The sequence below is a fragment of the Halobacteroides halobius DSM 5150 genome, assembly GCF_000328625.1.
Lineage (GTDB): Bacteria > Bacillota > Halanaerobiia > Halobacteroidales > Halobacteroidaceae > Halobacteroides > Halobacteroides halobius.
In genome coordinates this window covers 2161857-2176904 of record NC_019978.1, presented here as the reverse complement: position 1 = coordinate 2176904, position 15048 = coordinate 2161857, and the positions used below count along the sequence as shown (strand labels likewise).

Annotated in this window: 21 protein-coding genes; 19 read left to right on the top strand and 2 right to left on the bottom strand. The window is 30.3% G+C overall.

Annotation, left to right across the window (positions count from 1 at the left end; all coding sequences use genetic code 11):
* Positions 1–120: 120 nt before the first annotated feature.
* Both HALHA_RS10640 and HALHA_RS10635 read right to left on the bottom strand, forming a co-directional pair.
* The gene (locus HALHA_RS10640) at positions 121–591 is read right to left on the bottom strand and encodes an ImmA/IrrE family metallo-endopeptidase (protein ID WP_015327773.1); all 471 of its coding nucleotides are present in this window, start codon (positions 589–591) and stop codon (positions 121–123) included.
* Between the two features lie 23 nt (positions 592–614).
* On the bottom strand, positions 615–1034 hold the full coding sequence (locus HALHA_RS10635) for a helix-turn-helix domain-containing protein (protein WP_015327772.1): 420 nt from the start codon (positions 1032–1034) through the stop codon (positions 615–617).
* Between the two features lie 167 nt (positions 1035–1201).
* Between HALHA_RS10635 and HALHA_RS10630 the strand changes: the two genes are divergently transcribed.
* The 19 genes from HALHA_RS10630 to HALHA_RS10550 all read left to right on the top strand — a co-directional run bounded on the left by HALHA_RS10630 (position 1202) and on the right by HALHA_RS10550 (position 14997).
* On the top strand, positions 1202–1486 hold the full coding sequence (locus HALHA_RS10630) for a helix-turn-helix domain-containing protein (RefSeq protein ID WP_015327771.1): 285 nt from the start codon (positions 1202–1204) through the stop codon (positions 1484–1486).
* Between the two features lie 59 nt (positions 1487–1545).
* Complete coding sequence (locus HALHA_RS10625) at positions 1546–1839, top strand: helix-turn-helix domain-containing protein (RefSeq protein ID WP_015327770.1); 294 nt, start codon at positions 1546–1548, stop codon at positions 1837–1839.
* A 109-nt stretch (positions 1840–1948) separates the two neighbouring features.
* Positions 1949–2860 (top strand): hypothetical protein, encoded by a 912-nt coding sequence (locus tag HALHA_RS13130; protein WP_015327769.1) that lies wholly within the window; start codon positions 1949–1951, stop codon positions 2858–2860.
* A complete protein-coding gene (locus HALHA_RS10615) occupies positions 2781–3605 on the top strand; it encodes an ATP-binding protein (RefSeq protein ID WP_041607820.1) in 825 nt (274 codons plus the stop codon). Before HALHA_RS13130 ends, HALHA_RS10615 begins: the two co-directional genes overlap by 80 nt.
* 117 nt (positions 3606–3722) lie before the next feature.
* On the top strand, positions 3723–3878 hold the full coding sequence (locus HALHA_RS13350; RefSeq protein ID WP_015327767.1) for an aspartyl-phosphate phosphatase Spo0E family protein: 156 nt from the start codon (positions 3723–3725) through the stop codon (positions 3876–3878).
* 63 nt (positions 3879–3941) lie between these two features.
* Positions 3942–4289 carry a hypothetical protein gene (locus HALHA_RS10610; RefSeq protein ID WP_015327766.1) on the top strand — a complete coding sequence of 116 codons (348 nt, stop codon included), beginning with the start codon at positions 3942–3944 and terminating at the stop codon, positions 4287–4289.
* 200 nt (positions 4290–4489) lie between these two features.
* Positions 4490–5362: an NAD(+)--dinitrogen-reductase ADP-D-ribosyltransferase gene (locus HALHA_RS10605; RefSeq protein ID WP_015327765.1), complete on the top strand. Its 873-nt coding sequence runs from the start codon at positions 4490–4492 to the stop codon at positions 5360–5362.
* 53 nt (positions 5363–5415) lie between these two features.
* Positions 5416–5883, top strand: coding sequence for a DUF6731 family protein (locus HALHA_RS10600; RefSeq protein WP_041607818.1), 468 nt, complete (start codon positions 5416–5418; stop codon positions 5881–5883).
* On the top strand, positions 5874–6347 hold the full coding sequence (locus HALHA_RS10595; protein WP_342662858.1) for a DUF6731 family protein: 474 nt from the start codon (positions 5874–5876) through the stop codon (positions 6345–6347). The genes HALHA_RS10600 and HALHA_RS10595 overlap by 10 nt, the downstream gene beginning before the upstream one ends.
* A gap of 28 nt (positions 6348–6375) precedes the next feature.
* A complete protein-coding gene (locus tag HALHA_RS10590) occupies positions 6376–6963 on the top strand; it encodes a hypothetical protein (protein ID WP_015327764.1) in 588 nt (195 codons plus the stop codon).
* A gap of 980 nt (positions 6964–7943) precedes the next feature.
* On the top strand, positions 7944–8354 hold the full coding sequence (locus tag HALHA_RS10585) for a phage holin family protein (RefSeq protein ID WP_015327763.1): 411 nt from the start codon (positions 7944–7946) through the stop codon (positions 8352–8354).
* Between the two features lie 25 nt (positions 8355–8379).
* Positions 8380–8889 (top strand): glycoside hydrolase family 108 protein, encoded by a 510-nt coding sequence (locus tag HALHA_RS10580; protein ID WP_015327762.1) that lies wholly within the window; start codon positions 8380–8382, stop codon positions 8887–8889.
* A gap of 17 nt (positions 8890–8906) precedes the next feature.
* Complete coding sequence (locus HALHA_RS10575; RefSeq protein WP_015327761.1) at positions 8907–9275, top strand: hypothetical protein; 369 nt, start codon at positions 8907–8909, stop codon at positions 9273–9275.
* A 2-nt stretch (positions 9276–9277) separates the two neighbouring features.
* Positions 9278–9487 carry a DUF3006 domain-containing protein gene (locus HALHA_RS10570; protein ID WP_015327760.1) on the top strand — a complete coding sequence of 70 codons (210 nt, stop codon included), beginning with the start codon at positions 9278–9280 and terminating at the stop codon, positions 9485–9487.
* Between the two features lie 214 nt (positions 9488–9701).
* Complete coding sequence (locus HALHA_RS13125) at positions 9702–10163, top strand: YdbC family protein (RefSeq protein WP_015327759.1); 462 nt, start codon at positions 9702–9704, stop codon at positions 10161–10163.
* Positions 10164–10210: 47 nt separating this feature from the next.
* Complete coding sequence (locus HALHA_RS10560; protein ID WP_015327758.1) at positions 10211–12364, top strand: DEAD/DEAH box helicase family protein; 2154 nt, start codon at positions 10211–10213, stop codon at positions 12362–12364.
* Between the two features lie 5 nt (positions 12365–12369).
* Positions 12370–12531, top strand: a complete 162-nt coding sequence (locus HALHA_RS13520; protein WP_015327757.1) for a hypothetical protein — start codon at positions 12370–12372, stop codon at positions 12529–12531.
* Positions 12521–14473: an AAA family ATPase gene (locus HALHA_RS10555; protein WP_015327756.1), complete on the top strand. Its 1953-nt coding sequence runs from the start codon at positions 12521–12523 to the stop codon at positions 14471–14473. Before HALHA_RS13520 ends, HALHA_RS10555 begins: the two co-directional genes overlap by 11 nt.
* A gap of 2 nt (positions 14474–14475) precedes the next feature.
* The gene (locus HALHA_RS10550) at positions 14476–14997 is read left to right on the top strand and encodes a hypothetical protein (RefSeq protein WP_015327755.1); all 522 of its coding nucleotides are present in this window, start codon (positions 14476–14478) and stop codon (positions 14995–14997) included.
* Positions 14998–15048 lie beyond the last annotated feature (51 nt).

The window sequence follows — 15048 nt, the reverse complement described above, 5'->3', positions numbered from 1 at the left end:
GGTTATTAGGGAAAGAAGATAATTTAATAATTATTACTTTGGTTTAACTAAATTACTATTATTGCTTAATTTTATATTAAAGGTTTTATATACAATCAATTCTAAAAATTTCTATAAAGCTTAAAAAAAGTAATCAGTAATTTCTTTAAATTTTAATTTAGTCCTTAAATCCTGGTTAGTTACTTTGAATAATTTAGCTAGCTTATCTAAGTCATAATTACATTTCTGAGCTTCTTTATGCAGTATAGATGTCGGAATCAATAGCTCACTAGCACAGATATCTGCCTGATATTCTTTGTAAGGGTGATTACTTTCATTGGTTATACAAGATGTTTTATACTTGTGATTGAGTAATAGATGAGCTAGTTCGTGAGCTATATTAAATCTTTGTTGCCCCGTGGGGTGCTGTGAGCTTGTAATTATTAAGTCTTTATACTCTCCTTGATATAAAATTGCTGAATTGGAATCAATATCTGAATATTTGATTTCTACCCCTAAGATGTCGGCTGCTTTATTTAGATTAGTGGGGATGGTAAGATTATTAGCTTGTAAAAAGTTATTTGCTTTCAATTCAGACTCTTTAAATTTCATTAAACACTCTCCTTTAAAGAAGATTATTTAGGAGGTACATCATCTTCGGTAGCGAAAGTTTTAATAATCTTAATAATTTTGGCCAAGTCTTCATCAGATAATTTCTTGCTTTCTTTTAATAATATCTGTCGTTGGTCATCTTGAGATAATTCAATAAGAAAGTCTAATTCTTCTTCCCCCAATAACTTTAATACTTCCTCAGGAAGCTGTTGATTTAAGTTCTTATCTGCGGTATCATCTTCTAAATAGCCAGCAAGTTTTAGTAATCTATTCCTAGCTACTTCAGTTCCCTGAGAAATTTTATCAATTGTTTTGATAGAAGGTTCTTTTCCTTTGGCCAATCGACTTATTTCAGCATGACTTATACTACATAACTCGCCCATTTTTCTGTAAGACAGATTATTTTTATCCATATAACCGTTAATGAAGTCAGCAAAATCCAAAGTAATACCTCCTTTATATGTTGTAACATCAATGTTACAACTATACACATAATAATATGCGAAGAGGAAAAAATCAAGAAATTTATTATTTTAGTTGCATAATTGTAACCAAACTGTTACAATATAAGTGATGTAACATAATAGTTACGGACTGAGGAGGTGATAAAATGGACTTAGATAATAAGTTATTAGTAAAGATAGCTCAAGGAGATATTGAAGTAACACTTAATGATGACTTATTATTAGACTTAGCCCAACAGCAAGAGATCAATTCTAAAACTGAATTAGCAGAAGAGATAAAATTAAGCCGGATGCATTTGTATAGACTGCTAGATGGTAGTAATGTAGGACTTTCTGCTTTAGAAAAGATCTCTAGAGTATTTCCTCAGCACTCAGATGAACTATTTTTTTTACACCATCGTAACATAAAAGATACAGGTGAAGTTAATTAAAATTAGCCGATATTTTTATAATATCCAAGTTGGGTTTAATTATTAGAGGAGGGAGTAAAATGGGAGTGATGGAGAAAGTATTAGCAGAGCTTAAAGAGATGAATCAAAAGCTTGATCAGTTATCTACTCCAGATGATAATAGAGAAGATACTATGTTAAATGTAGAAGAGACAGCTGAATTTTTAAAGATTAGTACTACTAAGGTGTATGAGTTAATGAAGCAAAAAGAGATTCCCTTTGTTAAAGCGGGAAGAAGAAAGTTAGTTCCAAAGGGTAGATTAGTAGGATGGATTAATAAAAATGCTGATAGTAATAAGCAAAGTGAGGTTCAAGATGTTTATCAGACAGGATAAAGAAAGCCACTTGCTTTAGGGCAGCAAGTGGCTTAGGAAAAATATTGTTGTTAAGTTTATTGTAACATAGGAGTTACTTGATTACAATTCAGAGAGTAAAGGTGGTAAGATGGGAAACTTATTATTAGATGAAAGTCCGTTAGTTATTCAACAAGGATTAGCCAAAAAGTTAGGTTTAAATAAAGCAATAGTGGTCCAACAGGTGCATTATTTGCTTAAACAGCGTAAAGAAAAGGATAGAAATAAGTATTTCCATCAGGGGAATTGGTGGGTTTATAACACTTATACTGACTGGAAAGAAAACTTTTTTGACTTTTGGAGTATCCGGACAGTAAGAAGGACTTTTAATGAGTTAGAAGAAGACGGTATTTTTATTTCCTCGGATCAATTTAATCAAAAGAAGTATGACCAGACTAAGTGGTATACTATTAATTATCAATCTCTTGATAGATATATGGCAGAGGAAGAAGAGAAGCCCCCTGGCCAAGATGGACAGTCGGGTGGTGGACAGAATGACCAGCCGGGGGAGGACAAGATGACCACCGGGGGTGGACAAAGTGGCCAAACCAATACCAAAGAAGTCCCAAAGAGTAATAATCATTTATCTATAGATAAGGGGGCTTCAGTTGAGAAAATTAATTCTGGAGAACCAACTGCAATTCGAGATGCTTTTGAGAGATATTGGAGAATTACAACTCCTAATCCGTCCCAGTTATTAAAGTTGACTGAAGCTGCTACTGAATTAAGTACTGAAGTAGTAATTGAAGGGATGAAGAGAGCTAGATACAAAAATGATCCCTTTCAGTACTGTTTTGGGTTGAATCCCGAGGAAGGTAAGGGATTGATTAATAAGTGGATGCAAGCTGGAGTTAGTTCACTAGAGGATATAAAGAAACTAGATCGGAAACATCAGGAAGAGAAACAGCTCCGGAGGGATGAAGATGGAAGGAGTCAAGAAGGAAGTCCAGCTAAAAGTAGAGGAAGCCAGGAAGAAGTGGAAGAGAAATATACCGACTACTAATAGATCTGCTACTAAGCAAGAATATGACTGTGAGATTTGCCAGGATAAAGGTTTCTATCAACCACCTGACCAACAGAAAGTAGTCAGGTGTAGGTGTAGTAAAGATAAACAGCTCAAGAAAAAACTTAGATCGGCCAGGATTCCAGCTAGGTTTAAAGAGAGTAGATTAGCTAATTTTGAGTTTAAAGCTACATCTCATAAGCAGGCCTATCAACATGCTTTAGTCTTAGTTAACAGGATAGATAGATTTATTCAGAATAATTGGGGGCTATATTTACAAGGTCCTCCTAGTCAAGGTAAGACTAAATTACAAGCTAGTATAATCAATGAATTGTGTGTGGATGATGATTATCTAGGAGTCATGGTTAATGTCCGAGAGCTATTGAGTGATTTAAAAGATGCTATTGGGGAAGGTAGACTGAATGAGATGTTAAGAGCAATTGGAGAGAATAAAATAATAGCACTTAATGATTTAACTGGGGGTAAGCGTCCCACAGATAGTTTTACTGAGTTTGAACGAGGGATTATCTATCGCTTAGTAGATGCTGTTTATGAGAAGAGTAAGACTATGATTATTACAGCTAAGTATAATTACGAGTGGTTGCAGGATAAATTAGGCCAGGATGTTAGAGATAGAATCCAGGAGATGTGTGGCCAATCAGTAGTGATGAAAGGATATAACTGGAGAAGGAAAGCAGGAGAAAAAAGAGATCAGGTCGTGTCCAAGTTGGTTGATAGATTGTAAAAAAATTTAATCTTAGGCAGGAATGCCAAAAGATAAGCACAAAATGTTATTGGTGTATGAATATTTTATAGAATATTATGTTAATCAAAATAAAAATTTAGTGGAGTGGGGATTATAGTGGAAGAATTAAAGGAAGAAATCAAGCAATTGAAAAGAGATATGGAAGAAAGAGTAGACCAGTCAGATGATCTATTAGCTGATGAAGTGTATAATCTAAGTCAAGAGTTAGATGAGAAAATTTTAGCTTACTATAAAGAGGAAATCAGAGGATAGATACTTGGACAACACCCTTGTTATCTCAACAGGGGTGTTTTTTGTTTTAAAGGGGGCTTAGAGATGGGAGAGTATGATAAGTTAATTAACTACTTATCTAACTATAAACAGTTTAAAAGTAGATTAGAGGCACTTGAAATCCAATTAGAGTATGCTGGGGAGCTAGAAGAGGAGTTGGCCCGGGAGAAGGAAGAGTTAGAAAGAAAGATCGGTTTAATAGAAGCTGGATTGGATGCTTTAGACCAGGACCAGGAATTGTCCTTGATTAGGGCTAAATATCTCCAAGGTAAAATTAATCGAGATAATTTGATTTATGATAGTAGATTATTTCCTTATTCCAGTAGTCAGTATTATCGAGTGAAAAGGCAGGTTTTAGAGAAATTAAAAGAGAATATTGGTGATTTATTGTAGTTAATGATTATAAAAGTAAATTTTACACTTAACTTACAAGGAAAATAAATTTTTGTGATGAATAAATTGAATTAACAGGTTGTTTAATTTATTTATATATGAAAACAGATATAATGTCGTTAATATGATAATAGTATGGAGGAGTAGTAGTTTTACAAATAAAAAGTTATATGCCCCTCCTAATATAAAGGAGTGAGTTCATGCATAAGGCAAATAATGAAAAGTTTGAGATTGAAAATAAAATTATTAAGTTGGCACTATTTGGAACAAAAAAGGATATATGTGAAAAAATTGATATGAATATTGGAGGATGGATTGATAATCATAACATGGTAGCTAGGACACTTTTGTCTCATTGTGCTAAAAGAGTTTTGGATATATATAGGTTTCCGGGATATAAAGAAAAATATTGGTTGCCTGATTATGAGGATAAGTATAAAGAAGTGAAAAAGCTTTTTTCGTATTTTTCAGTTGAGGAATTAGAGAAAGCTTATAATGAATTAGAAAAATTATATGAATTTACTCAAGCGAAATTAAAAGAAGATTTTGATTACAAAAATAATAAATTGAAATTAGGGAGATCACTTTCCTCTTTTGAACGGAATCAGATAAAGCAACAGTTATTAAATGAAAAATCTACTATAGAATATAGAACAAATACAATTACTTCTTATACAACAGATGGGGGATTATATGGATATGGCTCTCCAATATTTTTGGAAAGAGAAGTAAAAGTAAAGAATATATTAATTCATAGTAAGTATCTCAAATATCATAACAGGAGATGTAATTATAGGGATCCAGAAAAAGAAGTATGGGTGGTTAATAGAAGTCCATTTGGAAAAGTAAGATTTCCTAATCAAAATTTTAAGTGGGATGCAAAAGAGTTTAAAAATAACAGAAATTTATACAAACCATATAAAGATAATCAAATTTCAATAAGAAAAGAAACAATTGATGCTCCAGAATCTATTACTATGGAGCAAAGATCAAGACCTTGTGAAAGTAATTTTATCAAAAAAATGATTAGAGTAGAAGATTTTTGGAATAAACTAAAGGATTGGGTACGTTAAATGAAATCAGACTTTATTGCTTATAATATCATTAAATGAGTGGGGGATAATCAATGGCATATAGAAAAAAGATAATTTGTGAATATTATGCAGTTGCTTGCAGAAAAAATGATCAATCTGATGATAATCCAGATGCTTTTTTTGATTTTAGAAGATGGATTAAAAAAGCCAATCAATTTTTACCCAGCGAAGAGGAGAACACATATGATGATTTAACATATACTTATTATCAAGAAGAAGCTAGATTAGATAATATATGGTTATTAGAGGAAGGAGTATATGCACTTAAATTTGCTAGATTAAGACAAACAAACTTACCTCATACAGCAACTGAAAAAAATGAAGGGGAACCTATAAGTTTAGAAGATAATGAATACATTGGAGAAGAAGTTGTGGGAATATACAATGCTCAAGAAAACATTTTAATGTTACAAAGAAATAAGCATAGTTTGAGTCCTACAGGAATAGAACAGTATTTAAATTTATTATGGGGAAATAAAGAGGGGAAAAAATTTATTTAAGACCTATTCCTCCTAAAGATTTACCTCAAAAAATAAAAGCGGCTAAGCGATATAGAAAAATTCAAATTAGATTTGCTGATTTACCTGATAAAGAATATGATGAAGGAAATGCTAGTTTAAAAAAGATGATTAAAGAATTTGGAAAATATGAAGCAATAAATGCTGAAGTAGCTGTGACAATGGGATATACAAGGGGGGAAGGTTTAAATTCAGAAACGGTATATGATACTTTAGAAGAAATAAAGAAAAATGAACATATGGTTAAAAAGGCTAAATTTCATATAAAAGAGACTGAAGACACGAAAGTTGAGAAAATAGATTTATTTCAAGATAAAATAAGAGATAAAATTCATATGGATTTAGAAGAGAAAGAGGGTGTAGATTGTTATGAATTGGCTTCTTTAATGTATTCTAAGTTTCAAGAAAGTATTGCAGAGATTATGGAGTCTTTAGAAAAGAATTGATTTAGTTTTCAAAAGGAGGAGGTAATAAATGAAATGGGTATCAAAATTATTAGAAAGTCAGTTGTTTCAAAAGTGGTATCCTCCTATAGGAGCTTTAATTATAACAATTATAGTTGTAAATATTTTTGGATTTTGTTCTTCCTTTACTAATTTCAATAAATTATTAGATGGTGCAATTATGTTCAGTTCGATAATATTAGGATTTTTAGGTGTGTTACTTGGTATACTATTTACTTTAAGGGATCTTAAATTGATAAAAGTTATTTTTGAGCATACGAAAAAGAAAACGCTTTTAAATTATTTTAGAGCTGCTTTAATTTCAGGAATATCTATAGTAGTTATTTCTTGTTTTTTGTATATAAGAGCTGAAATAAATGATTTTATTATATCAGGAGTTAAATTAGATCTCGTTAATTATATTACTGATTTATGGGTTTTTTTAGTATTTTATTTTGGTTTAACTTCTCAGCGAATAGTTAGTATTATGATGGATATAATTTTTAAAGAGAAAAAAAGTGGTGTTGAACAACCGCAAACTAAGAAATTGTCTCAAGGGGAAGTTAATAAATTAGAAGAAAATTTGAAACAAAATAAAGAAAATAGCGAAAATCATTGATTTATATTTTTTAAGGAAGTAAAGAGTTGCTTTGTCTAACACAGGATTAGTGGTGGTTATGGGCAGGTCGCATATTCTAGTGTGGGTTAATATCTCATCAGAATAAAGTTTAGTCACCAACTCTGTATTGAGTTTTGGAGATATTATAGTGATGTAATATTTTAAGTGTAGAAAATCAAATTGCAGTATTAAGAATACAAATAGCTCCAGCAATGAAGCTAATTAAAAATATAAAAATTGAGGTTATAGTAATTAATGTAACTTCCGATAAAGTTTTTTTATTTAGTAGTAGTGTTTTGATAAGTTCCATTTTATCACCTCTAAATTTATTTTAACCAAAATAAAAAAGTATATAACGTATCAATTAGTTAAAATTGGTAAAATTATTTTTAGAGTTTAATTATTTACCTACTAATTCTACTTGATTTAATGCTATCCTTTTAGGATGGCATTTTATTTTTGTATAGTATCGGGCCAACTTTGAGATAAATTTGGGAGAAATACCAACTAGTTATCTGATACAATGAAAATATAAAATATTGTTATCTAAACACCTAGAGTTTATTCTAGGTGTTTTTTGTATATTGTTTGGGGTTTATGGTTGTAGAATCCCCGAAAGCAACCTGAGAATAGATGAGAAACTGATGCGTCATTTCTCATCAGCTCAAATCGTGTCCCTCAATTTTCCCTTCCCCCCAATTTAATGCAACCTTATTTGATCGGCTGGTTTTTGCCGATCTGTCGGGAAGGGAGTTAAAGGGTTAGGGGGTTTGGGGGAAAGGGAATGAGGGATACAATGTGGTTGCTTTCGGGGATTGGTTTAGCCTAGTGGAAGGAATGGAGTTCAGCATATCTACCGGGTGCTGACTTGTCAGCTTGTAGATATGCTGAATGTAATGACTGGAACTGGGCGTTGGGCTTCAAGAATTGTGATGCTGATTTTTAGCATGACAATTCGTTATGATTGGAGGTTTGATACTATGGATTGGCTCGATAAGATAGTAGAATATTTCAATTATATTGTAGGCTTCCTTGGCGGGGGGATTTGTTATTGGTTAGGTGGCTATGATCAAGCGCTAGAGATTTTATTAGCTATGGTGGTAGTTGATTATCTGACTGGTCTATTATCGGCTTATGTGTTACAGGAGATTGATAGTGCTATAGGTAAAAAAGGAGTAGCTCAGAAAGTGGGAATGTTTTTGACAGTTGCAATAGCTCATTTGGCAGATCAGATACTAGCAAGTGGAGGAATGATTAGATTAATGGCTATTTGGTTTTATATTTCTAAAGAAGGGATTAGTGCATTAGAAAATCTAGGCCAAGTGGGAGTTCCTATTCCAGAGTTTTTAAAAAGATCGCTAATACAACTTAAAGATAAGAAAAACTATTAAGCTGAGTTAGTGAAAGGTGGTTAAGATGAGGAATAGATTTAAGAAGATTTTGCAGGAAGTGTTAAACTATGAAGGTGGCTATACAGATGATGAGGATGATAGCGGCGGGCCAACTAAATTTGGAGTTACTGAATCTACTGCTAGAAGGTCAGATTATAAAGGAGATCTAAAAGAGCTTACTAAAAAGGAAGCAACTGAAATATATTACGAAAATTATTGGGCCAATCTTAAATATAATCAGATTGAAGATGATAGAATAGCTCTTGAAGTTCTCGACCAGGCTATTAACTTTGGCCCTAAAACTGCTAATCAACATTTACAAAGAGCTTGTAATTTTTTAAGAGAAGAGGAAATTGCAGTTGATGGAGTAGTTGGCCCAGTTACTTTACAGGCAGTTAATGATTGCGCCTATAAAAGTGAGTTGATTAAGCTACTTAATATCCTACAAGGCGTTAAATACATTCGGATTGTAGAACAGGATAAGTCACAAAAGAAGTTTATTAGAGGTTGGTTGAAGCGAGTCTTAATTTTATAATAAAAAGGAGTGATAAAATGAAAGAGTTAGTAGAGCAGACAGCTAGTTTGGTAGTGGCTAGTTTACCTATGCTTAGTGCTTTAATAGTTGTGCTCAAGAAATATAATCCCCAAGTTGATTCTTATTTTCAGACAGGAAGTATCATTTTGGCTGAGGTAGATGATATTTTGGATAAGATTTTATTGGAGTATCCAGATAGTCCGACTTTAAATAAAGTAGATGATGTAATTGAAAAATTGCTTACAGAGTTAAAAGAAGCAGGCTATCAAATTGATCAGTCTACTAAGTCTAAAATTGAGAATAGGGTTAAAGGACAGTTGAAACGAGATAACAAGGCTAAGGTATCTTGGAGAAATGGAGAGTGGAAGTTGGAGAGGGAGGGCTAAATATGAGAGCAGTCATTGATAGATTTGTAGGTGATTATGGTCTGTTGCTGGTTGGCCCAGAAGAAGTAGAACTTAATGTGCCTAGAGAAGAATTACCAGATAATGTGGTAGAAGGTGATTGGCTGAGATTAGATTTTAGATTAGATAAAAAGGTTACTATCAAAAGAAGTGAGGAGCTAGAAGATTTGTTATATAGCTTAATAGATAGTTGATTTTTTTGACCTCCTGGGGTTGGCCCTGGAGGTTTTTTTATTTTTTAGAATAAAAATTAGCAGGAATTTTAAATTTTATGTATAAATTTAAAAATGAATAGTATAAAATTTCATATAGAACAATTTGATTACTATTGTGGATAAAAGATCTGTATCTAAGATTAGTTAAGAATAGAAATTTCAAATGATTATTTAGAGAAGGGGAGGTAGTGAAATGTCTAATTACAGTAAAACTATAGAAAAAGCTCTAAATAATAAAAAAGAAAATTCGAAGAAATCAAAGAAGAAAAATTTTGCATTTAATTATGATAAAGAAGAGATATTTGGTAAAATAAATTTATCAAAAAATTGGGAGATTCAAGTTACCAAAACTAGTTGGAATAATAGAAAATATAAATATGAAATTAGAAAATGGAGCAAAGATGGAAAGCCAGGTAAAGGAGTAACTTGTACGAAAGAGCAATTAATAAAATTAATTAGGATTTTAAAAGATATGGAACTCACTAATTCAAATAGAAAATTTGAAAAGAATGATATTGTTGAAAATGAAACTGGAAATAGAGCAAAAGTAAAAAAAGTAGAAAAAGAATATCTATTAGTTAAAGCTTCTGAAGATGATGAAAAATGGGATATTGAGCAGTGTGAGTTTATTAAAAAAGGTAGAAAAACATATTAGAGTTATTTTTGCTACTACTTTAAAATTAGAATGTAGGTGTGTATAATATGTCACTAAAGGATTTGGATTTAAAAATTGGATATAGATCTGATAATAAAGATGAGCTTATACGGAATTTTTATATTCCAGTTTTATCTAATGCTGTGATTTATAAAAGAGCAGTAGGTTATTTTTCGAGTGCTGTATTATTGCAACTATCGAAAGGTATATCTAAGTTAATTGATAATAATGGGAAAATACAGATAGTTGCATCACCAGAATTAAATCAGGATGATATTGAAGCAATTCAGACAGGCTATGAATTAAGGGATGAAGTTATGAAGAGAGCTTTATTTAGAAATTTTAGAGAACCAAAAAATGATATTGAAAAAGAAAGATACAATTATCTTGCTCATTTAATAAGTAATAATCAATTAGATATTAAAATTGCATTAATAGATGAAGGGAAAACTCGAGGAATATACCATGAAAAAATTGGAATTGTAGAGGATGAGTTAGGAAATAAAGTTGCCTTTACTGGTTCACTTAATGAAACTGAAAATGCAATTCAAAGTAATTTTGAATCTATAGATGTTTATTGTTCTTGGAATGGTGGAACAGATTTAGAAAGGGTTAGAAATAAATCTAGAGATTTTGATCAATTATGGAAAAATGAAACTAATCGTTTAGCTATTTATGATTTTCCTGATGCTGTTAGAGATGAAATTTTAAATTATAAAAAAGGTTATGTAAAAAAAGAGGAAAGAATATTAAATTTAAATAATAAAGTTTCTGAAAGTAAAGCAACCTATAGTTATAAAACTAATTATCCTAAGTTACCAGATTGGTTAGATATTAGAGGTTATCAACAAAAAGCAATTGATTCTTGGATAGCTAATGATTATGTAGGATTATTAAATATGGCTACGGGAACTGGAAAAACTATTACTGCATTATCTGGTATAACAAAATTATGGAATGATTTAGATGATAAATTAGTTGTTATAATAGTTTGTCCCTATACCCACTTAGTAGAGCAATGGAGAGAAGATATAGTTGAGTTTAACATGGATCCAATTATTGCCTATTCTAGTTCTGATCAAAAAAATTGGCGTAAAATACTAGATAAAAAAATTCACAGATATAATTTAGATATTATAAATCATATATCTATTGTTACAACAAATGGAACTTATAAAACAGATAAATTTCAACAACTAATTGATAATATTAATGAGAATGTAGTTTTTGTAGTGGATGAAGTACATAATGCAGGAGCGACTGGATTTTTAGAAGTATTAAATAATAATTTTGAGTATAGATTAGCTTTATCTGCTACTCCTAAGAGGCATTTTGATCAAGAAGGTACTAAAGCTATATTTGATTATTTTGATAAACAAGTATATCACTTTGGATTAAAAAGAGCTATAGCTGATGGTTTTTTGACTCAATATTATTATTATCCACAAATTGTATACTTGACTAATGAAGAGTATGATGAATATTTAAAAATATCTAAAAAAGCATATAAAAGTCTAGCCCATACTGATGAAGGAACTGAACTAACAGAAGTAGCTAAGAGATTGTTAATTAAAAGAGCCCGTTTAGTTGCTGGAGCTACTAATAAACTAGATGAATTAAGAGAATTAATGAAAGAAAGGACTGAAAGTAATTATAATTTAGTTTATTGCGGATCTACATATGTTGAAGATGAATTTAGTAATAGAGAAATGCGGCAGATAGAAGCTGTAACTAGAATATTAGGTAATGAATTAAATATGAGAGTAGCTAAATTTACGGCAGAAGAATCAATGGAAGAAAGAAAGAAAATAATAAAAAACTTTAGTGATGGAGAGACATTACAATCTATAGTAGCAATAAAATGTTTAGATGAGGGAGTAGATATACCTGCTATTGAGAATGCATATATTCTTGCTAGTAGCACTAATCCTAGAGAATTTATACAAAGGAGAGGAAGAGTTCTTAGACAGTTTAAAGGAAAAGATTTTGCTTATATATATGATTTTATTACTTTACCACGTCCGATTGAAGAGGTACCATTAATAGACCAACAATTGCTTAAATATGATCTTTCATTGGTTGAAAAAGAAGTTAAGAGAGCTAAAGAATTTGCTAGCTTAGCAGAGAATCATCGCAAAGCATTAAAACCTTTAGAAGAGATTGAAGAAGTTTATAATAAATATTCTGAAGAGGAGGATTGATTTTGATGGACGATATTTCTGTTGATTCCAATAAAGTAGAAAAATTAATAACAGAAATTATAAAATTGGAGAAAAAATGCGCACATAAAAAATCTATGCTGGAAAGAGATAAAAGGGCTGAAATTAAGAAGCTTATAGAAGAGGAGGTAGAAGTAGATGTTAGTTAAAAGTATAACCCTGAAAAATTTTAGACAATATAAAGGAGAACAAAAGATAGATTTTTCAGTTGATCCAGATAAGAATATAACAGTTATAAAAGGAGAAAATGGAGCAGGTAAAACTACATTATTAGAATCATTTTCTTGGTGTTTATATAAAAAATTAAATTTGCCTAATAAGGATAGACTATTGAACACAGACTTGGCTAATAGATTAAAACCAAAAGATACTGCTGAATTATTTGTAAAAATAAATTTAGAACATAATAATACTGAATACTTCATTAAAAGATCAGAAGAATTTATGAAGAAAGATAATGAAGATTTGGATAGAAAATCGAGAGATTTTAATATCCAAATGAAAAAGAATGATGGGACTTTAAAAGATATAAAGCGTCCTAAAAGAGAAATAGATAACATATTACCTGATGATTTATCTACTTATTTTTTCTTTGATGGTGAAAGGATAGAAAATTTATCTAAATCTAATAGAAAAGGAAAAAAAGATTTAAGTGAGGCAGTAAAGAATATTTTAGGATTAGATATATTATTAAATGCTGAAAAACATTTAAGAAAATTGGTTAAAGAGTTTGAATCTGACTATAATGATGATAATTCTAGTCAAATGAAGTCTCTTCGAGAGGAGTTAAGGGAAGACAGGAAGAAAGAAAAGAAGTATAAAAAACTAGTTAATACAAATGAAGAAGAAATAGAAGAAGTAAAAGAAAAGATTGAAGAATTAACTGAAAAAATTAAAGCAAATGCATCAGCTGCTGAAAAACAAAAAGCAAGGGAACAATATGAAGATCAGATAGAAAGTTTAGAAAGAGATATTGAGGCATTAAAAGAAGATATAGAAAAAATCAATAAGGATAATTTACCAGAATTTATAGCAAGTAAATTATTAAGTTTATGTAGAGATAAATTTGATTTAAGTGAATTAGAATCTAAAGGAATATCTGGAATAGATGGTTCAGCAATTGATTCTATTATTGAATCGGGAAGATGTATATGTGGTCAAAAAATAAAAAAAGGTGAGAAACATTATCAAAAATTATTAGAACAGAAAAAATATCAGCCTCCAGCTAGCCTTGGAACAATAATTATACAATTTAATGATAAAACAGAAGATGTAAAGAATAAAGGTAGTAACTTTGTAAATTCATTTGAAGAAAAGTATAAAGATATTGAAAGAAAGCGTGATCAAATTGAAAATCTTGAAAGGAAAGTTGAAGAAATTTCACAAGAACTAAGAGATGCTGAAGATGTTAAAGAATTAGAAGAAAAGAAAGAAAACCATGAAGAAGAATTAGAGGAATTAAAAGATAAACATACTGATAATTTATCTGAATTAAAAAAGGTTAAGGGAGAAATTGAAAATAAAGAAGCTGAATTAGATAAGTTAGCTTTAAATAGTACTAAAAATACTAAAATTGCAGTAAGAAAGAGATATGCAAATGAAGTTAAAAAAGAGATATTAGAGTATTATAAAAAGAAAGAAGAAGAAGTGAGAGAAAAGTTAAATGCAAAAGTAAGTGAAGTTTTTGACCAACTAATTGAAACTAATCATAAAATAGAAATTAATGATGATTATACATTTAGAGTAATAGATATAGATGGTGAAGATGCTACTTCTCAAGGGCAAGATGTTATAACTAGTTTTGCTTTTATTGGGGGACTAATTAAGTTGGCCAAAGAAAGACATGAAGATATTGAAGTTACAGAACCATATCCTTTGATTATGGATGCTCCATTTGCTAAATTATCTAAAGCCCATCGAAAGAATGTTGCTAATGTTTTACCAGAAATAGTTGAGCAATTTATTTTATTTACAGTTGATAGTCAATATGAAGGAGATATAGAAGAAGCTATTCAGGGACAAATAGGTAAAGAGTATGAATTAGATATGAAGATTGAAGATGAGAAATATACAGAAGTAATAGGAGGGTAAATATGTTAACAAGTAGTCTTATCTTTTATGGATCTACTGCTAATAAAATTCGTTCTTTAAAGAATGATACTAATTTATTTGAACGTTTTTTAGATGTATATATTGTTGGTGGAGTGGTAGGAATGTTATTTAATAGTAAAGAAGAAGAAAAAAGGGATAAAAATAAAGTAACCATTTTTGCTGAACAGCTTCAAAATGAACGTATGAGAATAAAATATTTATCTAGTTTAGCTTTTCTAATTGAGAATAATGATAATAGTTTAGAAAAAGATAAATTATTGAAACAGACATTTTCTGATTGGTTTGCAAATACTAAGAATGAAGTCTCAGAGGAAAATCAAAAGTATGATTTATTTAAGTCATATGCGATTGGTGGAATTGATATACTTCATAGCGAGATAATAGGAGAGTCGACTGATAAAGATGCTTATTTGCGTAACTATTATGATTTTATTAAGAAGATAGAAAATGAACAAATAGATAATAGTGCTGATAGAGCTATTATAAGTGCGTTAATGAGTTAAATCTTTTATTATTTATAATTTGCTTTTATATTAGTTAACCTAGATTTTATG